The following is a 19,318-nucleotide window of genomic DNA, read 5'->3' as shown; positions in this document are numbered from 1 at the left end:
CCTCGGCCGCCGGAAGCCGTCCGTCGTCGAGGAGAAGTCCGAGAAAGGGACGGGCCGAAAGGGGATTTGTGGTATTTGTGTGATCTAGGCATTGGGTCGAGCAGGGAACAGACGTGATCCATAAGCGGCTGATGATCTCGCCGACACTCGTCGGCCGCGCCGGTGAGCTGGCCCAGCTGACCGAGACCGTCTCCAACACCCCAGCGGTCGCCGTGGTCGAGGGCGAGGCGGGCATCGGCAAGACCCGCCTGGTGGCCGAGCTGTCCCGGACCGGTCTCCGTATTCTGACCGGCGGCTGCGCCAGGATCAGGGAGCCGTTCCCCCTCGGCCCGATCGTCGAGGCGCTGCGCGAGGTGCCCGATGACCTGACCGGCCTGTCAGCGGTCGCGGGCGCGCTGCGCCCGCTCCTGCCCGAGCTGGCCGAACGCCTGCCGGAGCCCCCCGAGCCCCTGGACGACCGCGCGGGCGAGCGCCACCGGGTGTTCCGCGGCCTGAGTGAGCTCCTGCGCGCGCTGGGCCAGGCCGTGCTGGTCGTGGAGGACTTGCACTGGGCCGACGAGCAGACCGTGGAGTTCCTCGGCTACCTGCTGTCCGACCCGCCCCGGGACCTGGCCGTGGTGCTGACCTACCGCGCCGATGAGGCCTCCGCCGACCTGCGTGCGGTGACGGCCCGCCTGCCGCGCGCCGTCGCCCACGCCCGCGTACGACTGGCGCCCATGGACGTGGCGCAGACCAGGGAGCTGGCGGCGGCGATCCTGGGCACCGAGGAGATCTCGCTCGACTTCGCCGAGCACCTGTGCGAGCGGGCCTCCGGCGTTCCGCTGGCGGTGCAGGAGCTGGTGGCGCTGCTGCGCCAGCGCGGGACGCTCATGCACCGGGGCGGAGAGTGGGCGCGCAGGACCATCGCCAGGCTGGACGTGCCGGCGGGCGTGCGCGACCCGGTGCTGGAGCGGGTGGGCCGCCTGTCGCCGCAGGCCGAGGCGGTGGTCAGGGCGGCCTCGGTGCTGCAGGAGCCGATGCCGGTCGAGGTGCTGGCGGCCACCGCCCGCCTGCCGTATGAGAGCGCGCTGGACGGGCTGGACGAGGCGGTGGAGCACGGCCTGCTGACCGCGCGCGGTGAGACGGCGGCGTTCCGGCACGTGCTCGCGGCGCAGGCGGTGTACGAGGACATTCCGGCGGCCAGGCGGCGCGACCTGCACGCCAGGGCCGCCGCCGCGGTGGAGGCGATGCCGTCGGTGCCGCTGGGGCAACTGGCCCACCACCACCGGCGCGCCGGGCACATGGCGGCCTGGGTGGAGGCCGCCGAACGAGCCGCCGACCAGGCGCTGCGGCTGGGCGACGACGCCGAGGTGGTCAGGATCCTGGAGGCGGTCCTGCGGCACGCTCCGCTGGAGGCGGAGCACCGCGGGCGGCTGACGGTCAAGCTCGGCTGGGCGGCCGAGGGGCTGCTGCACATTCCCGACGTCATCGACCTGCTGGCCCTGGCATTGGACCAGGGCCCCTCGCCGGTGCTGCGCGCCGAGCTGACCCTGCTGTTGCTCTATCTGAAGGATGCGACCGGCCAGGGGCCCGGCCCCTGGTTCGAGGCGCTGACCTCGGCCGTGGCGGACCTGGACATCGAGGCCCAGCCCGAGCTGGCGGTGCGGATGATGACCGTCCTGAGCATGGGGCGGGACGCCAGAACCGCCGACCGGCACTGGATGGACAGGACGCTGGCCGTCCTGCCCGCGGTCAAGAACGCGCCCCTGCAGATCTTCGTGCTCGGCAAGATCACCAGCAGTATGGTGCTGATGGGCGACCCGCGCTGGGCCGAGCTGATCGAGGAGGTGCGCGGGAGCCTCGGGCACCGGTCCTGGCACCGGGCGAAGGTCAACGCCTACTACTCGATCGGCTCGGCGCTGGCCTTCGTCGGTGACCACGTCCAGGCGCAGACGATATTACGGGTGGCCCTGGAGGGCGCGGCCCCCCTGGTCGAGGTGAGCGGCGGGGACATGATCGACCGGTGCCGTTCCGCGCTGGCGGTGGCCGACTACTGCGCGGGTTCCTGGGACGGGCTGACCACCGAGACGGCCATGCTGGCCGAGCGGCTCAGCGAGCGGCCCAAGGACAGGTACGCGGCGGCGACCGTGACCGCCTGCCTGGCGCTGGCCCGCACCGACGCGGCTGGCGCCGAGTTCGGCATCCGCCAGGTGATGACCGAGGTCCCGGGCACCATGGACGAGACGGCGCTGCTGATCACCGCGCTGCTGCGCCAGGCCGTCGCGCGCGGCGAGCCGGACCGGGCGGTGGCGGAGGTCCTGCCGCTGATCGAGTCGTGGTTCGAGCGCGGCCTGCGGCCCTCGGAGGTGCGGACCGTGCCCGCCCTGGCCGAGGCGATGGTGGCGGCCGGGCGCGCCGCGGAGGCCGCGGACCTGGTGAACCGCTCCGAACGGGCGATGGCGGGCCTGCACGCGCCGCTTGCTCCCGCCGCGCTGCGCCACGCCCGCGGCGTCCTGGACCCCTCCGGCGGTCACTTCACCGCCGCGGCCGAGCTCTACGAGGCCATCCAGTGCCCGTACGAGGCGGCCCAGGCCAGGGAGCAGGCCGGGACCGATGAGCAGCTCAGGCGGGCCATCGAGACCTACGAGGCGCTCGGCGCCCGCTGGGACCTGGACCGCGCGGCCCGCCTGGCGCGCGATCGCGGCCTGTCGCTGCCCGCCAGGCACCGGGGCGGCACCCGCGGCTACGGCGACGCCCTGTCACCCCGCGAGCGGGACGTCGCGCGGCTGGCCGCCTCCGGGCTGACCAACAAGGAGATCGCGCAGGAGCTGTTCCTGTCGGCCAAGACGGTGGAGCGGCATCTCAGTGCCGTCCTGCGCAAGCTGAACCTGCGCTCGCGGATCGAGCTGGCCCTCATGGGGGACGCCGCCACGGCGGAATGAGGGATCTCCCGCATAGCTAGCTGAATGTCCTATTCGTCACGCTCTTCGCATGTCCGACGTACACGAGGCCGAGGACGAGCCCGTCGAGGGCGAGCTCACCGAGGACGAAGGCGCGGAGATCGCGCCTGAAGAAGGCGGAAGCGAAGACGACAAGGACGGCTGGGTCAAGGCATGAACAAGTTAACCTCCCGGCTGGGCGCGGCCTGCCTCGCGCTCACGCTGGTCACCGGGCTCGGCACCGCCGAGGCCACGACAGAACCCCCGCCGAAAGCCGCGACCGGGCCCGGCGCCACGGTCACGCTGGTGACCGGTGACAAGGTGCAGGTGGACCTCACCGGCAGCGCCACCGTCATCGACCCGGGCAATGGCGTGTTCGCCCAGCTCACCCTGAACGGCGACGAGTACGTCATTCCCGCCGAGGCCGCCCCGTTCCTGGGCACCACGCTGGACGTCCGCCTGTTCAACGTCAGTTACCTGGTGCGCGCCGGGCTGGACGACGCGCACGCCGACGCCCTGCCGGTCAAGGTCGAGTCGGGCGGCGTGGCCACGCTCGGCCCGCAGTCCAGGACCCTGGCCAAGAAGGACGCCGAAGGCTTCGGCCAGGAGCTGGCCGGCAAGTGGAAGGCCGGGCAGAAGCCGGGCACCGGCCGCATCACGCTGGCCCAGCCCGAAGGCGCCCCGGCCCTGCCCGCCGATCCGATGGCGGCGCCGGCCGACTATCCCGAGTACCACACGGTCACCGTCGACTCCATCGACCGCACCGGCAAGCCCGGCGTCATGCTCGGCTCCATCCACAGCCTGGACGACCCGACGTTCACGCTGTTCCAGGTGGGCGACGGCGTGGAGGGCACCTCCCAGGCCGTCTTCAGCGTGCCGGCGGGCCACTACAGCATCGAGGCCAGTGTCCTGACCGGACCGGTCCTGGACATGGGCTCCACCGGCGCCCTGGTGATCGAGCCGGAGTTCTCCGTCACCGAGGACATGTCGCTCACGCTGGACGCGCGCAAGGCCGTGCCGTACGAGACGACGATCGAGGGCGTGCCCGAGACCGCCGACACGCAGTACGACCTCATCACCTACAACCGCACCACCGTCCAGGGCGACCAGGTCGGCAACCCGCCCTTCGGCAACTCGGTCACGGCGCTGTTCCTCATGCGCCTGGTCTCCGGAGGGGACTTCGGGGTCCACACCCTGTACGCCACGCCGACCAGGCGCGTGACCAAGGGCAGCCTGGACTTCCTGGCCATGACCTCGATCGGCGGTCCCACCGGGGCCGATCCCACGTACAAGGTGGCCTTCCACGAGCCCGGTGGCGTGCCGGCCTCACTCACCCGCACGGTCAGGCGCTCGGACCTGACGACCGTGGACTCCACGATCCACAACACTCCGGGAGCCACCTCCCAGCACCCGGAGCTCCTGAGCACGGTCTACCTGCCGTGGACGCAGACCACCTTCGGCGTCACCGCCCCCATGTACGGCGGCAAGCGCACCGACTACTGGTACAGCAACGCCCCCGGCAAGGTCTCCTGGGAGCCCATCTTGCGACCGGACCTGGGGCTGCGCCTGTTGGGGGAGCGCCGGCTGATCCGGCCGGGCCAGCACCTCACCGAGACCTGGAACAAGGGACCGCAGGTGCCCTCCAGCAGTGCACCGTATGTGCAGGAGGCCCTGATCGGGGTCCAGGACACCCCTGACACGAACGTCACCAGCGCGCTGCAGCAGGTGTGCGTGGCCTGCCGGCAGGACGATCTGGGCCTGCTGTACCTCAACCCGTACGCCGACTCCACCGCCGGCCACTACCGCTCGGCCCTCGACGGACTCGCGAAGGTGGAGTTCTACCGCGACGGCGCGCTCGCCTTCACCTCGGCGACCCGGGGCGACGGCACACGCCTCACGCAGCTGCTGGACCTGCCGCTGCTGCCGCAGCCCGCCGAATACCGGCTGAAGGTGACCGGCGACAACCCTGGTGTGGAGGACGCCACCAGCACCACCGACTGGACCTTCCGCACCACGAACCGCGACCGGTCGGCCGATCTGCCCGACCAGGCGATGTGCGCGCCCGACCCCACCCGCCGCTGCTCGTTCCTGCCCCTGCTGTTCGTACGGCCCGACCTGCCGTTGGACATCAACAACGCCACTCCCGCCGGCGAGCCGTTCGAGGTGGCCTTCACGGTGCGGCACCAGCAGTACCAGGACGACCCCAGCAGGGTGAACGCCACCGTCTCCGTCTCCTACGACGGCGGCACGACGTGGTCGGAGCCCCAGACCGCGAACCGGGGACGCGACGGCCGCTTCACCACGACCCTCACCAGCCCCGGCAGCGGCGAGTACGCCGCCCTGCGGATCAAGGCCGTGGACCGCGACGGCAACGCCGTCGAGCAGACCAACCTCCGCGCCTACCGGCTCGCACCGAAGGACCAGTGACCGTGATCATCTCCCGGCTGCTCCCCGCGATCGTGCTCGGCCTGACCCTGCTGGTGCCGGCGTCGGCTCAGGCCGCCGGCGACTGCTCCACCCCCGACTGCCTGCTGAAGGTCACCTCCAAGTCCGACGCGAACGTCAGTGACGGGCTCAAGGCGGCCGACCTGCAGGACGCCTACAAGCTGCCTTCGTCCTGGCTGGGCGGTGGCCAGACCCTCGCGGTCGTGGTCCCGTACGGCCATCCCCGCGCCGAGCGCGACCTGAACGAGTATCGCAAGGGCAATGACCTGCCGCTGTGCGATGAGATGTTCCCCTGCTTCCGTCACGTGGACCAGCGCGGCGGCACCACCAGGCCACCGACCCACAACGGCTACGCGCTGCACACCGCGGCCGGGCTCGACCTGGGCTCGGCCGCCTGCCCCAACTGCAAGCTGCTGCTGGTCGAGGCCGACGACGAGACGCCGGCCAGCATAGGCGCCGCGGTCGACCAGGCGGTAGTCCAGGGCGCCGACGCGGTCTCGGTGATGACCGGCTTCTACGAGTACGCCGGCCAGCGGGCCGACGCGGTGCACTACGACCACCCCGGTGTCCCGATCGTCGCGGGCGGCGGCAGCGGGTTCGGCAACGGCGTGGGCAGGCAGATGGTCCCGGCCGCCTACGGATCGGTGATCGCGGTGGGCGCGACCATCCTGTGGCGTGACCCGGGCAACGCGCGCGGCTGGAGCGAGATGGCCTCCTCGGGGTCCGGCTCGGGCTGCTCGGTGTACGAGGCGCGCCCGGCCTGGCAGCCGAAGGGGCAGTGCGGCGCCAAGCGCACGGTCGCCGACGTGGCCGCGGTGGGCGATGCCCGCTCGCCCGTGCAGCTCTACGAGAGCACCACCTGGGGCGGTTGGATCGGCGTCAGCGGCACCCCGATCAGCGTCGCGCTGATCGGCGGCGTGTACGCGCTGGGCGACAACGGCCAGAAGATCGTGCCCGGCCAGAAGCTCTACGGCTCCGGCCAGTACCTGTTCGACATCACCACCGGCGCCAACGGGTCCTGCGGCGGCTCGCCGCTGTGCACCGCCAGGCGCGGATACGACGGGCCCACCGGCATGGGCGTACCCAACGGCATCGGCGCCTTCTGAGGAGCATTCGTGCGCAGCATACGCAGAACCGCTGTCGCCCTGGCGGCGACGGCATTGACCACCGCGCTCACGACCGGCGCGGCGACGGCGGCCTCGGCCGCCGCCTGCACCCCCACCTGGAAGTTGCTCGACGTGCCCGCCATCCCCGACGGCGGCGTCTCGGTGGCCCACGCGTCGTCCGTCTCATCCAAGCAGGCGGTGTTCACCACCGAGGGTGACCGCACCTCCACCACCCTGACCTCGGACGGCAGGTCGGTCAAGCTCCTGCCCAAGCAGATCCCGCACGCGGCCATGGCCGCTGGCGGCGCCTGGGAGACGACCTTCGACTCGACGTCCAGCGGGTGGGCGCGCTACCAGTTCCGCTACGGCGACACCTACGGCAGCGGCGTCCCGGTCTTCGCGCGCCTGAACGGCGGGCGGTGGGCCTTCGTGCCCACCGCGATCTCCCCCGACCCCACCGCGACCAGGCCCGTTCTTCAGTCCATCGACTCGGTCTCACCCTCGGTCGCCTGGACCGTCGGTGAGTACACCACACAGAGCGCGGACTCCGCCGGCGCCGCCATCCAGCAATGGAACGGCAGAGTCTGGAAGAACGTCGACCACCCGGCGATGACCCGGGCGAACGCAACCCTGCGCGCTGTGCACGCGCGGTCCCGTGACGACGTCTGGGCGGTCGGCAGGCAGTACACCGACCCCGCGCGGATCGAGTCGCTGATCCTGCACTACGACGGGAAGGCGTGGAGGGAAGTGCCCGGCGTGCCCGGGCTGCTCGCCGAGCTCCTCTCCGTCAGCGCTCGTGCCTCCGACGACGTCTGGGCGGTCGGCTATGAGCGGAAGCCGGGCACCTTCGCCCCCGTGGCGCTGCACTGGGACGGCAAGTCCTGGAGCGCCGCGCCCACGCCGTCGGCGGCCTGGACCTCGCCCTTCTCTGTCTACGCCGCGGGCCCCAACGACGTGTGGATCACCGCGACGTCGCCGGCCGACGGCTCGTCGCAACCCCCGCTGCAGCACTGGGACGGCAAGTCCTGGACGGACGTGCGGCCCGAGGGCGTCCAGGCGCCCGGCTCGGCGTACATCTACACCGCGCTGACCGGCTCCGGGCCCAAGGACGTCTGGGCGAGCGGCCAGATTCTCAACGGCACTGGCTGGGAGACCACTTCACAGCCACTCGTCGCGCACCTGAGCTGCGAAGGACGCTGACATGAAAATCATCACTTTAGCGGTGGGCGCGCTCATGGCCGCCTCCCTCCTGGCCCCCGCCCCGGCGGCGGCCGCAGCGCCGGCTGATCCGCGTCCGCTGGGCGGGGAAGTGCTCGCGGCCTACGCCGCCAAGGACCGCACCGACCTGTGGGTGCTGCTGTCCGACAAGGCCGACACCAAGAGCGCCGAGCGGGCCAGGACCCGCACCGCGCGCGGCGAGCAGGTCGTGCGCGCCCTGCGCGACACGGCCGACCGCTCGCAGGCCCCGCTGCGCAAGCTGCTGAAGGCCGAGAGCCGCAAGAGCGAGACGTTCTGGGCGGCCAACGCCGTGTACGTCCGCGACGTGCCCCTGAAGCTGGCCGAAAAGCTGGCGAAGATGGACGGGGTGAGCGAGGTCCGGGCGCCCAGAACCTACCCGGTGGCCCTGCCGGTGGAGACCAAGGCCGCCGCCGCGACGGCCGCCGCCGTGGCGTGGGGCATCGCCAACATCAAGGCCGACCAGGTGTGGCAGCAGTACGGCGTGCGCGGCGAGGACATCGTCGTGGCCAACGTCGACACCGGCGTGGAGTACACCCACCCGGCGTTGATCGGCTCCTACCGGGGCAACAACGGCGACGGCACCTTCACCCACGACTACAACTGGTACGACGCGGCCGGGAACTGCGACGAGCCCGGCCCGTGCGACGGCCACAACCACGGCTCGCACACCATGGGCACCATGGTGGGCGACGACGGCAAGGGCGACCAGATCGGCGTCGCGCCCAAGGCCAAGTGGATCGCCGCCAGCGGCTGCCAGGCCGGCGGCTGCAGCGACCTGGACCTGATGCGGGCCAGCCAGTGGATGCTGGCGCCCACCGACGCGGCCGGGCAGAACCCCGACCCGGCCAAGCGCCCGCACATCGTCAACAACTCCTGGGGCAGCGACCTGCCCTCCAACGAGCCGATGTTCGAGGAGGTCCAGGCGGCCTGGGCAGCGTCCGGCATCTTCGGCATGTGGGCCAACGGCAACGAAGGGCCCGAGTGCCGGACCTCGGGCACCCCGGGCAGCCGTACGCTCAACTACTCCGTGGGCGCCTACGACAGCAACAACGAGATCGCCAGCTTCTCCAGCCGGGGAGACGGCCAGGACGGGCAGATCAAGCCCGACATCTCGGCTCCCGGCGTGGACGTCCGCTCCTCCGTCAAGGGCGGAGGCTACCTTTTGATGTCGGGCACCTCGATGGCCACGCCGCACGCGTCGGGCGCGGTGGCCCTGCTCTGGTCGGCCAACCCGTCGCTGGCCCGCGACATCGAGGGCACCCGCACGCTGCTGGACCTGACCGCCATCGACACCGCCGACCCGCAGTGCGGCGGCGACGCGGCCAACAACAACGTCTACGGCGAGGGCCGCCTGGACGCGCTGGCGCTGGTGCAGGCGGGCGCCCAGGGCCTGGGCACGCTTTCGGGCACCGTCACCGACGCCGCCACCGGCGAGCCGCTCAAGGACGCCACCGTGTCGCTGAGCGGGCCGCTCAACCGCCAGTCCACCGCCGGCGAGGACGGCGCGTACACCTTCAAGCTGCTGGCTGGTGACTACCAGCTCAAGGTGAGCGCCTACGGCTACCAGGACGCCACCGTGGCGGTCAAGGTGACCAAGGACGGCTCGATCAAGCAGGACGTCCCGCTCACCCCGACCCAGCGCAAGACCCTGTCCGGCACGCTCACCGACGGCTCCGGCCACGGCTGGCCGCTGGGCGCCAAGGTGACCGCCGACGACGGCAAGGGCCACACGTGGGACGCCACCGCGGACGCGATCACCGGCCGCTTCTCCCTGTCCCTGCTGCCCGCCACCGACTACACGCTGCGCATCACCCCGGGCGCGCCCGGCTACGACCCGGTCAGCAGGAAGGTCAGTCTGGGGGCGGAGGACCAGACCGTGGACGCCGCCCTGCCCGCCGCCCTGGCGTGCGTGGCCCCCGGCTACCAGGCGAGCAGGGCGGGCACGCCCGAGCCGTTCAGCTCGGGCAAGCCCACCGGGTGGCAGGTCACCAACGTCGATCCCGGCTTCCCCGGGTTCGACCACCAGCCCGGCTGGGTCTTCGACAACCCCGGCGCCCGGGAGAACCGGACCGGCGGGAGCGGCAGGTTCGCCATCGTCGACTCCGACCACTCCGGCAAGGGGCATGTCCAGGACACCTACCTGACCAGCCCCGTGCTGAACCTGGCCGAGCACACCAGCCCGGTGCTGGAGTTCGCGGGCGACCTCAAGCCCGGCGTGAACGCCATCGCCTGGGCCGACCTCAGCCTGGACGGCGGGCGTACCTGGACGACGGTGTGGACCCGTAAGGGCTTCCCCGGCGCTTCCGGCCCGGCCGCGCAGGTGGTGCCGATGCCGCAGGCGGCGGGCAAGACCAAGGCCCAGGTCCGCTTCCACTACCGGGGCAACCGCTCGGGCTGGTGGGCGATCGACGACGTCTACGTCGGTGACCGCACCTGCCAGAAGGTCGAGGGCGGCCTGGTGACCGGCACGGTCACCGATGCCGCCACCGGCAAGCCCGTGCAGGGGGCGGCGGTCGCCTCCGGCGGGCGCACGGCCACCACCGACGTCTCCGGCGCCTACTGGCTGTTTTCCCCCCAGACCGGCGATCGGGAGGTGACGGTCACCAAGAGCGGCTACGCCGCCACGACCGCCACCGCCGCCGTCGCCACCGACCGGATCACCGGGCTCGATGTGAAGCTCGCGTCATCCTGATCCCCGCGCCCCTGGCAGCCCGCTGCCGGGGGCGCGGCACGTCTGCGCCCCGGCCGTGACCTGCTCACGTCGGCCACGCAAGGACCCGCCACTGGACCGGCCGCTGTTCGGGGGCCCGGGTGATCACTGCCGGCTGGAGTGGAGCAGTTCCTGCTGGACCGGACGATGGAGCATGATTCGCCGACGCTGCTGTTCAACCTGGCGCGCGAGTATCTGATGGCGGCCGAGGTGATCCGGCCTGGCGTGCTCATCTTGTTCGCGGCTGGTGGGGCGAGGCCCGGCAGCTGGTGATGGAGATGATCCTGCCGGTGCCCGCTGCCTCGGGATCACGGCCGGCTGTCGGAGCTGAGGCCGCTCTACATGCGTGACGACTACGGGTCCGATTTCCGCCGGATGCATCCTGTCCGGGGCGGAGATGATGAGCGCATGATGGCAGAAGCAATGACGAATGACGGTCCGGCTTCGGGAGGCGACGAGGGCAGGAGCTCACTCGCCGTGCTGGAGAGGTTCTACCGGGCGGAAGTCGCTTATATCGCCGCAGGGGGCCTCGGCAAGGCCGACTTCGGTCAGCTTGCCCAGTGCCTGGACCCAGAGGTCGTGATGTATCAGGCGGACTCCCTGCCCTACGGGGGCATCTGGCGCGGGCCGAGCGGCATCGAGCAGTTCATGGCCGCCATGAGCGAGGCATGGCAGTCCCTGGAGTTCTTGGAGCAGAAGTATGTGGTCGACGGCGGCAGTGTCGTGGTCTGGAACCGCGGGATCCTGCGCGCCCGCGCCACCGGCCGGGCCTTGGAGACCTCGGTGATGCAGCTGATCACGATCAAGAATGAACGCATCACCGAGATACACCCGTTCTACCTGGACACTTCTGCGGTCCTGCACGCCCTACGCCCGGACGACGACGTCTAGCCCGGCTGCAGAGCGAGCAGCACGACTGGCGCAGATCGGGAAAGCAGGGGGCCAGAGCAGCGGTTTCGGCGGCGGGCCGCCGTGACGAATCCAGCGCCCGCATCGCCGTCAATGAGGTGACGGCAGAGTGATCACCACGATGGGCGGCATCAACGCCAACAGCCCCGCCGAGCCGGCCGCACTACGCCGTCTGATCGACGAGGGTGTCTGCGTCACGGAGGCTGCCTGCACCCCAGAAGTCGAAGCCTTCTTCCCCCTGGTGGGACTTGGGCCAGTTCGCTGGCGGCGTGCAGCCATGGCCGGCTGTCGTCATGGCGGCGGACGAACTTGTCGTCATAGCGTGCCGGCCGGTGTCCCTACTGGGCATGACGGCCGGCGGCATCCAGATCGCCTTCGCCGCGGACTGCTCCTTCGCGGGAGCGTTGCCGACTTGGCTGCTCAACGACGACGGAGCGATGGGATGAGCGCGGCGATGGCGTCGAGGATGCGGTCGAGTCCGTGGTGGAAGCGCTCCTCGGGGGCGAGGTGGGCGGTGCGGGAGTCGAGGACCGATCGGTTGAACAGGGGGAAGGCGCCGGATTCGACGACCTGGCGGACGTACGGCCCCATGTAGTCCCGCTTCCAGCGCTCGGGGTCCAGGCCGGTACGGCGGGCCTCCTCCAGCCAGCCGATCTCGCGGCGGATCGCGCTGTGTATGTAGTCGTTCAGCATGCCGACGAAGCCGGTCATGTCGTCGATGTCGAGCCCGGTTCCGTTGAAGGCGCTGAGTGCGAACTCGTGCACGCGCAGCAGCTGGGGGCCCAGCGTGGGCCGGCTGGTGAGCAGCGCGATCAGCCAGGGATGACGTAGGCCGATCGCGCGGATCTGGCGGGCCAGCAGCGTCAGGTCGCCGCGCCAGTCACCGGACGGGCCGTCGGGGAGCTCGATCTCTCCCGTCGCCAGGTCGATCATGAGGTCGAACAGGTCGTCGCGCCGGGGGACGTAGCGGTAGAGCGACATGGCGCCGGTGCCCAACTCGCCCGCGATCCGCCGCATGGTCGCGGCCTCGACTCCTTCGGCATCGGCGATCCGTACGGCCGTTCGGGTGATCTGCTCGCGGCTGTAGCCGGGGCGCCGTCCCGGGCCGGTGCGCTCGTGCTCCTCCGGCTGCATCCAGATGCTGGTCGCTTCCTCGTCGGCCATCCGCCCACCCTTCCGTCATTTGCGTACATGGTACCCGAATGGCTATGGTCCGTTTCACGTACGGAGTACGCGAATTGGAGGAAGCATGGATGGAGCTCTTCGCGTGGGCGTCATCGGCGTGCTGCTGGGCATGATCACAGCCCCGTTGGACGGCATGATGCTGGGGCCCGCGTTGCCGGCGATCGTGAAAGATCTCGGCGGTCTCGACTACTTCTCCTGGGTGGCGACGGCCTATCTGATCTGCATGGCCGCCTCGACCCCGATCTGGGGCAAACTCGGCGACCTGTACGGCCGCAAGGCGGTCTACATGGCCGCGATCGCGGTGTTCCTGCTGGGATCCGGGCTGTCGGGAGCCGCGCAGGACATGATCCAGCTCGTCGGCTGCCGGATGGTGCAGGGACTGGGCGCGGGCGGACTGATGACCGGGGCCCTGGCGCTGATCGGCGAGCTGGTGCCACCCCGGCACAGCGGCAAGCTCATGGGACTGTTCGGGGTGATGATGCCGATCGCGTTCATCGCCGGGCCGTTGCTCGGTGGCCTGTTCGCCGATGTCGGCTGGCGGTGGGCGTTCTTCGTCAACCTGCCGATCGGCGGGGCCGCCCTGCTGCTCATCGGTGCGGCCGTCCGGCTGGAGCGGCGCCGGGTCAGAGCCAGGATCGACTATCTCGGGGCGCTGCTGCTGACGGTGGTCCTGGTCGCGCTGAGCCTGGTCGCCGGCTGGGGCGGTACCAGGTACGCCTGGAGTTCGCCCGCGATCCTGGCCCTGATCGTGATCGGGCTGGCGGCGGCGGGCGTCCTGCTGCTCGTGGAGAGGCGCGCGGCCGAGCCGATCGTGCCGCTGCGCCTGTTCGCCGACCGCAACTTCACCCTCGCCCAGGTCATCCGCTTCCTCGGCGGAGTCGGCATGGTGGTGGCCGCCACCTTCCTGCCCCAGTACATGCAACTCGTCCACGGCGCCTCGCCGATCGCCAGCGGCCTGCTGATCCTGCCCGCGATGCTCGGCATGGTCGCCGTACTGATCGGCACCGGCCGGCTGATCAGCCGCAACGGCCGCTACCGGATCTACCCGATCCTGGGCGGCGCCACCGTGACGGCCGGCATGCTCGCGCTGCTCCTGCTGCGCCCCGGCGTCAACCTGACGCTCGCCTCCGCCCTGACGCTGATCGGCGGCCTCGGGGTGGGCCTGCTCATGCAGTCCACCACGATCATCACCATCAACAGCGCCGAGCCGCGCGACATGGGGGCGGCCAGCGGCTCGGTCACCCTCTGGCACACGATGGGCGCCTCACTGGGCGTGGCCGCCCTGGGCGCCCTGTACACCGGACGCCTCCAGGAGACCCTCATCGACCGCCTCGGCGCGCAGAGCGCCACCCGGATCGCCCTCACGCCCGAGGCGCTCGTCCGGCTCACCCCCGCCGCGCGGGACGCGGTTCGCCTCGCCGTCACCGACGGCATCCACGTCATGGCCCTCGGCGCCGCCGCGCTGGGCGTCCTCGCCTTCGTGCTGGCCTGGTTCGTCCGCGAGGTCCCCTTGCGTGATGGCACCCCGTCGCCCCAGCCCGCCACTGCGGCCGCGTGAGGGCGCGGCCATGCCACAGAGGGTGAAAGTCCAGCTCGTGATGGACGTCATCTGCGTACACTCCTACGTCGGTTACACCCGCTTCGCCCGTGCCGCGGACCGGCTCAGGGCCGAGGGCCTGCCGGTGACGGTGGAATTCCTGCCCTTCGAGCTGGCCCCGGGCGCCCCGGCCGACGGGCGTCCGGTGCTGGAGGTCCTGGAACAGACCTTCGGCCCGCAAGCGGCCGCCGGCGCGCTCGCCTACGCCCGACACGCGGCCGGCGAGGGCCTGCGGCTTGAGTACGGCAAGGCGATCGCCACCGGCACCTTCGACGCCCACCGCCTCATCGCCGACGCCGCGCGCCAGGGCAAAGCCGAGCTCATGACAGAACGCCTGTTTCGCGCCCACTTCACCGACGGGCTGCACATCGGCGACCCCGCCACGCTCTCCCGGCTGGCCGCCGAGCTCGGCGTCACCACTGGCCACGTGCCTTCCACCGAGGTACGCGCCCGGCTCGACCGCGTGCGCAGCCTCGGCATCACCGGCGTGCCGGTCTTCCTCATCGAGGACCTGCCCCCGCTCACCGGATCCCAGACCGAGACAACCTTGTCGGCGGCCCTGCGACAGGCCGCCGGGACGAAGGGAGAACACAAGTGATCACTGATCCGCTGAGGCTGGCCGTCATTGTCGGCAGCGTCCGCGACGGCCGCTTCGGCCCGACCGTGGCTGGCTGGTTCGCCGGCCAGGCCGCGTCCCGCCCGGACCTGGACGTCGACGTGATCGACCTGGCCGAGGTGCCGATCGGCGGGGCGGCCCCGTCGATGTCCGCGCCTACGCCGGTGCTGGAGGCCTTGGGCGGGCTGACGCCGCGGCTGACCGCCGCCGACGCGTTCGTGGTGGTCACCCCCGAGTACAACCACAGCTACCCTGCCGGGCTGAAGAACGTCATCGACTGGCACAACCAGCAGTTCCACGCCAAACCGGTGGCGTTCGTCTCCTACGGCGGCATCTCCGGCGGCCTGCGCGCGGTGGAGCACCTGCGTGCCGTCTTCGCCGAGCTGCACGCCGTCACTACGCGCGACACCGTCAGCTTCCACGGCGCCTGGGAGTGCTTTGACGCCGACGGGCAGCCGAAGGACCCGGTCGGCCCGGCCGCGGCCGCCAAGACCCTGCTGGACCAGGTGACCTGGTGGGCGCGCGTCCTGCGCGACGCCAAGGCCACCACCCCCTACACCGCATGAAGCAAGAAAGGCATGATCATGACGACATTGACCGGTAAGACGGCGCTGGTGACCGGCGCGAGCCGGGGCATCGGCCGCGCGATCGCCACCCGGCTGGCCCACGAAGGCGCCCGGGTCGCCGTGCACTACGGCAGCAACCACGCCGCCGCCAAGGACACCGTCGCCGCCATCGAAGCGTCCGGCGGGCGGGCCTTCGCCGTCCAGGCCGAGCTGGGCGCGCCCGGTGACGCAGAAGCTCTGTGGACCGCCTTCGACGCGCACGCTGACGGACTGGACGTCCTGGTCAACAACGCGGGCATCCTCGGCGGCCAGAGCGAGATCGACGGCGTCACCCGGGAGGGCCTTGAGCTGCTGTTCGCGGTCAACACCACCGCCCCGTTCTTCATCACCCAGCAAGCCCTGCCACGGCTGCGGGACGGTGGGCGGATCATCACCGTGGGCACCATGCTGACCCGCGGGGCGGCCATGCCCAGGGCGATCGACTACGCCATGTCCAAGGCCGCACTCGACGTCATGACCGTCGCCCTGGCCAAGCAGCTCGGGCCGCGCGGCATCACGGTCAACCTCGTGGCACCCGGCGTCATCGACACCGACATGCACCAAGGACGCCTGGTCGGCGAAGCCCTGGCCTGGCTGTCGGCGCAGACGCCCCTCGGGCGGCTGGGCACGCCCGAGGACGTGGCCGACACCGTCGCCTTCCTGGCCTCCGACGACAGCCGCTACATCACCGGACACCGGCTCGACGTCTCGGGCGGAACGACCATGTAGACCCACGCCACCGCGCGACCCCACGCTCGTCTGCTCGCTCGGCTCGGCGAGCAGGCGAGCGCCCATCGTCGTCCCGATGCCCGCGCTCGCTGCGCTGCCCACCCTGCGCCGTTCCGGGCCGCCCTACATGAGTTGGAAGACGCCTGCCCGGTCAGCTGATTCGAGTGACAACCAAGATCATCAAGGCCAGTGAGGTCAGCCCGTAGATGAGTGCAGCCACTCTCCTCCTCCAGATCAGCGACAGCAGGCATACAAGAGGCGGGACTCCGAGGCCGAGAAACACCATGGCATGACCTGCCACTTGGGAGAGCTCCTTGTTCTTGGCCGGTGCGCCGATGAGGGCGAAGCCGTAGCTGAACCAGATCACTCCGAGAACAGGTGTGCCCACAAGCCACAGCATCGTGAGCGACAGAAGTGCCCCGTCACCCTTGGTGCGTGGGCGCTCTGGCACCTTGATCGGATCCGTCACGACAGTCTGACGACGAGGGCGACTAACGAGTTCGGCGACTGGCCTATCCGAGCCCCGCGCGGGCTCCAGGCCACCGGTCTGCACGGTCAGGGAACGTGCGGTCCACTCGGCCCCGAATCCGGCGCCAGCAGGCGCGGTCGTGGGCACGAGCATGTAGCGCAGGAACCGGACGAGGTCATCGAGGACGGTGAAGACGCCCGCGATGCCGCAGACGCCTCAGCAGGCGGGCGGAGAAGTCGTACGCGATGCCCTTGAGGTGGGTGTCGATGTCTCGGTGTCAGGAGCCGTTATCGGTCAGGATGCGGTCGGCGGCCCGGGCAGTAGGTGAGGCCTCTTCGAGGTCATGGCGTCGTCAGGCTCCGGCACGCTTGCATGGCAGCGCCCCTCATCGCCATGGACTGGTGCCGTGACGATGAGGGGGTTGTGCTGACTGCCGCCCTCAGCTCTCCTGGCCACCGACGGGAATGAAGTTGGCGTACTCCTCGATGCGCTTGATCTTTCCGGTGTCGTCATAGCCGAAGTAGACGGCGGCGTGGACTTCGCCGCGCATGCCGCTGGTGGTGGCGACGTGGACCACATGCTGCTGGAGGACTTCGCCCGGCTGGGAGAGCTGGCGCAGGATGTCGTAGCGCATCGACTCGATGGATTCGATCTGCCCCTCCATCCCGGCGATGTTCTCCTCGATGGACTGCTCGCCCTTGCCGTCGTTGTGCCAGACGGTGGCCGTCTGGGTGCACAGGGCGCGGGCCGTCTTCCAGTCGCGGTTCTCCAGTGCGCGGAGGTAGGTGACGGCCTTGTTCTTCAGGTCCTGGCTCATGTGGGTGTTCCTTCGTTACACGGTGATGGGTTCCGGCAGGGGTGGGGCGTATCAGCTCTGGTCGGCGGCGGCGTGGATCAGGGCGCGCTCGCCGACCTCGATGCGCATCGGCAGGTGGTTGCCGGGCGGCGAGAGCGGACATACGAAGACGTCCGGGTTCAGGTGGTGGTGGGAGAGTGTGGCCTTGTTGAAGTCGACCGGCAGGGTGCTGCCGGGCTCCAGCAGCGGCAGCACCAGCCAGCGGCCGATCTGCGGCGTCGAATCGCCGTTCGTCTCGTCGGTGAAGATCACCAGGCGCTGGCCGGGGAAGTCCTGGAGGACGGCCAGGACGTATTCGGTGCCGTTGATGGTCACGGCCAGGTCGACCGGGGCCAGAATGGCCTCGGTGCTGCGTGGGCTCGTCAGCCGCGGCACCTCGATGCGGCGCCCTTCCGGGGCTGCCCGGTACTGGCCTTCGAAGACCCAGGCGGGATCGTAGGGGAAGGTGTCGATGCCGGTGAGGCCGGTGCGCTCGACGCGGCCTTGGTCCATGACGACCAGGCCGTAGGAGCCGTCCGCGCCGCCGGCGAAGCCGACCCGGTTGTCGGGGAATTCCAGGGAGCTGCCGGAAGGGACGGGGCTCGTTCCGTCGACCAGGCTGCCGGCTACCTGCACGCCGTCGGTGGCCTGGGCCGTCACGGTCAGGTCTCCTGCTGCGGTGGTGCGCCATTGGCCGGGGATGCCAGGAAGTGCATGAGGGCCCGGGGTGGTGATCTTGGCGTTGGCGACGACCTTGGCTTTGCCGTTCGCTCCGGCGATCTCTTCCCACCGGCCCTGGCGCCAGGCTTCGTAGTCCGCGGGGGTCTGCGGTGCGGTCATGTGGATGCTCCCGTTCCTCTCCGCCGCGCCATGGAGGTCGCGGCGATAGCGCTGGGCGAGGCGTGCGCGGGCGTGATCGCTCGGCCCAGCGCAGCGCACGCCCGCCCATACGCAGGCGGTGGTTTCGGTTGAGGCAAGCCATTCGGATGTTGGTCTGCGCGGCGGGCAAACCTGGGGGCGCCGGGGCGTCACGCGCGGCGGGCGGCCCAGACGGTGCGCTCGGTCCGTACGGCGAGATCGTCGCGGCGCAGGATGCTGTTCGGGCTGTCGGCGTCGAGGAGTTCGTCGAGTGCGGCCAGGTCCTCGGGGCTGAGCGCGGGTGCGGCGACGCCGCGGATGCGCTGCAGGCTGCCGTGGGCGTAGCGCCCGATGGCTTCGCTGCGCTCGCCTGCGATGTTGACGGTGATGGTGCGTTCTTCTTCGACGGTGAACCCGGCGGCGGTGAGCATCGGGCCCCAGTCGGCGCCGCGGTGCGGGACGTGCTCGGTGTGGAAGCTGTCGGTCGCGGCATGGGCGCGCTCCTCGAGACCGGGCCGGTCCCCGGGAGCGTCCGCGGGCAGGAAGCGGGGGAAGCCCGCGAGCTCGACGACGGCGAACAGGCCCCCGGGGGCGAGTAGCTCGTGGACGCTCCGGAGGGCGCGGTCGGGGTCGGCCATGTGGTGCATCGAGGCCGAGGCCCACACCAGGTCCGGTGTGCCGAGGTCGGGCCAGTGGTTGCTGTCGAGGTCGGCCTGCACGGTCCGTACGCGCCCCTCAACACCGCGGGCGGATGCCTTCTTACGCAGGAGTTGGAGGTGCCCGGCCGAGGTGTCGACAGCGGTGACGTGCGCGTCGGGGAAGCGCGCGAGGAGCGCGAAGGTGCCCGCTCCCGTGCCGCAGCCCAGGTCCACGATCTGGCTCGGCTCGCTCTTCAGCGGGAGCCAGGCGGTGATGGACGCTGTGTGCTCGGCGAGCACCTCGGCATCCAGGTCGAGGATCTCCGCCTGGCCTGCATCACCATGCTCCTGGTGGCCGCCATGGCCGTGGTCGGGGTGGTGGCCGCCTTCGGCATGGTGGAAGGTGTGCTGGTGCGCTTGGGTCATGGCAACACCGTAAGCACGTCATGCGCCAACCGC

The 19,318-nt window shown here is 70.9% G+C and carries 17 protein-coding genes; 12 read left to right on the top strand and 5 right to left on the bottom strand.

From position 1 onward, the window contains the following. Positions 1-113 precede the first annotated feature (113 nt). The 8 genes from ACIBG4_RS28770 to ACIBG4_RS28735 all read left to right on the top strand — a co-directional run bounded on the left by ACIBG4_RS28770 (position 114) and on the right by ACIBG4_RS28735 (position 11,309). Positions 114-2,921, top strand: a complete 2,808-nt coding sequence (locus ACIBG4_RS28770) for an ATP-binding protein (protein ID WP_397204476.1) — start codon at positions 114-116, stop codon at positions 2,919-2,921. 49 nt (positions 2,922-2,970) lie between these two features. Next, a complete protein-coding gene (locus ACIBG4_RS28765; RefSeq protein WP_397204475.1) occupies positions 2,971-3,096 on the top strand; it encodes a hypothetical protein in 126 nt (41 codons plus the stop codon). Next, positions 3,093-5,345, top strand: coding sequence for a hypothetical protein (locus ACIBG4_RS28760; RefSeq protein ID WP_397204474.1), 2,253 nt, complete (start codon positions 3,093-3,095; stop codon positions 5,343-5,345). The genes ACIBG4_RS28765 and ACIBG4_RS28760 overlap by 4 nt, the downstream gene beginning before the upstream one ends. Further along, the gene (locus ACIBG4_RS28755; protein ID WP_397204473.1) at positions 5,342-6,469 is read left to right on the top strand and encodes a hypothetical protein; all 1,128 of its coding nucleotides are present in this window, start codon (positions 5,342-5,344) and stop codon (positions 6,467-6,469) included. The genes ACIBG4_RS28760 and ACIBG4_RS28755 overlap by 4 nt, the downstream gene beginning before the upstream one ends. Positions 6,470-6,478: 9 nt before the next feature. After that, on the top strand, positions 6,479-7,669 hold the full coding sequence (locus ACIBG4_RS28750) for a hypothetical protein (protein WP_397204472.1): 1,191 nt from the start codon (positions 6,479-6,481) through the stop codon (positions 7,667-7,669). Position 7,670: 1 nt separating this feature from the next. Then, positions 7,671-10,400, top strand: coding sequence for a S8 family serine peptidase (locus ACIBG4_RS28745; protein WP_397204471.1), 2,730 nt, complete (start codon positions 7,671-7,673; stop codon positions 10,398-10,400). 138 nt (positions 10,401-10,538) lie between these two features. Next, entirely contained in the window at positions 10,539-10,691 is a 153-nt protein-coding gene (locus ACIBG4_RS28740) for a hypothetical protein (RefSeq protein ID WP_397204470.1), read from the top strand. A gap of 69 nt (positions 10,692-10,760) precedes the next feature. Further along, the gene (locus ACIBG4_RS28735) at positions 10,761-11,309 is read left to right on the top strand and encodes a nuclear transport factor 2 family protein (protein ID WP_397204469.1); all 549 of its coding nucleotides are present in this window, start codon (positions 10,761-10,763) and stop codon (positions 11,307-11,309) included. A gap of 438 nt (positions 11,310-11,747) precedes the next feature. Here the strand turns inward: ACIBG4_RS28735 and ACIBG4_RS28730 are convergent, their stop codons facing one another. Further along, the gene (locus tag ACIBG4_RS28730; protein ID WP_397204468.1) at positions 11,748-12,491 is read right to left on the bottom strand and encodes a TetR/AcrR family transcriptional regulator; all 744 of its coding nucleotides are present in this window, start codon (positions 12,489-12,491) and stop codon (positions 11,748-11,750) included. 85 nt (positions 12,492-12,576) lie between these two features. On the opposite strand from ACIBG4_RS28730, the gene ACIBG4_RS28725 reads away from it, so the two are divergent. From ACIBG4_RS28725 to ACIBG4_RS28710, 4 genes are read left to right on the top strand one after another with little or no spacing between them, the layout of a single operon-like run. Further along, the gene (locus ACIBG4_RS28725; RefSeq protein WP_397204467.1) at positions 12,577-14,070 is read left to right on the top strand and encodes an MFS transporter; all 1,494 of its coding nucleotides are present in this window, start codon (positions 12,577-12,579) and stop codon (positions 14,068-14,070) included. A 22-nt stretch (positions 14,071-14,092) separates the two neighbouring features. Then, on the top strand, positions 14,093-14,707 hold the full coding sequence (locus ACIBG4_RS28720; RefSeq protein ID WP_397204466.1) for a DsbA family protein: 615 nt from the start codon (positions 14,093-14,095) through the stop codon (positions 14,705-14,707). After that, complete coding sequence (locus ACIBG4_RS28715; RefSeq protein ID WP_397204465.1) at positions 14,704-15,291, top strand: NADPH-dependent FMN reductase; 588 nt, start codon at positions 14,704-14,706, stop codon at positions 15,289-15,291. The genes ACIBG4_RS28720 and ACIBG4_RS28715 overlap by 4 nt, the downstream gene beginning before the upstream one ends. An 18-nt stretch (positions 15,292-15,309) precedes the next feature. Continuing rightward, complete coding sequence (locus ACIBG4_RS28710) at positions 15,310-16,059, top strand: SDR family oxidoreductase (RefSeq protein ID WP_397204464.1); 750 nt, start codon at positions 15,310-15,312, stop codon at positions 16,057-16,059. A gap of 151 nt (positions 16,060-16,210) precedes the next feature. Here the strand turns inward: ACIBG4_RS28710 and ACIBG4_RS28705 are convergent, their stop codons facing one another. The 4 genes from ACIBG4_RS28705 to ACIBG4_RS28690 form a co-directional block, all read right to left on the bottom strand. Next, entirely contained in the window at positions 16,211-16,528 is a 318-nt protein-coding gene (locus ACIBG4_RS28705; protein WP_397204463.1) for a hypothetical protein, read from the bottom strand. A gap of 439 nt (positions 16,529-16,967) precedes the next feature. Continuing rightward, complete coding sequence (locus ACIBG4_RS28700) at positions 16,968-17,345, bottom strand: nuclear transport factor 2 family protein (RefSeq protein WP_397204462.1); 378 nt, start codon at positions 17,343-17,345, stop codon at positions 16,968-16,970. A gap of 51 nt (positions 17,346-17,396) precedes the next feature. Then, complete coding sequence (locus ACIBG4_RS28695) at positions 17,397-18,203, bottom strand: DUF1684 domain-containing protein (protein ID WP_397204461.1); 807 nt, start codon at positions 18,201-18,203, stop codon at positions 17,397-17,399. A 188-nt stretch (positions 18,204-18,391) separates the two neighbouring features. Next, positions 18,392-19,285 carry a class I SAM-dependent methyltransferase gene (locus tag ACIBG4_RS28690; RefSeq protein ID WP_397204460.1) on the bottom strand — a complete coding sequence of 298 codons (894 nt, stop codon included), beginning with the start codon at positions 19,283-19,285 and terminating at the stop codon, positions 18,392-18,394. Between the last annotated feature and the right edge of the window lie 33 nt (positions 19,286-19,318).

This window comes from Nonomuraea sp. NPDC050383, from assembly GCF_044459125.1.
In the GTDB taxonomy this organism is placed as follows: Bacteria; Actinomycetota; Actinomycetes; order Streptosporangiales; family Streptosporangiaceae; genus Nonomuraea.
This window is presented reverse-complemented; position numbering and strand designations above follow the sequence as displayed.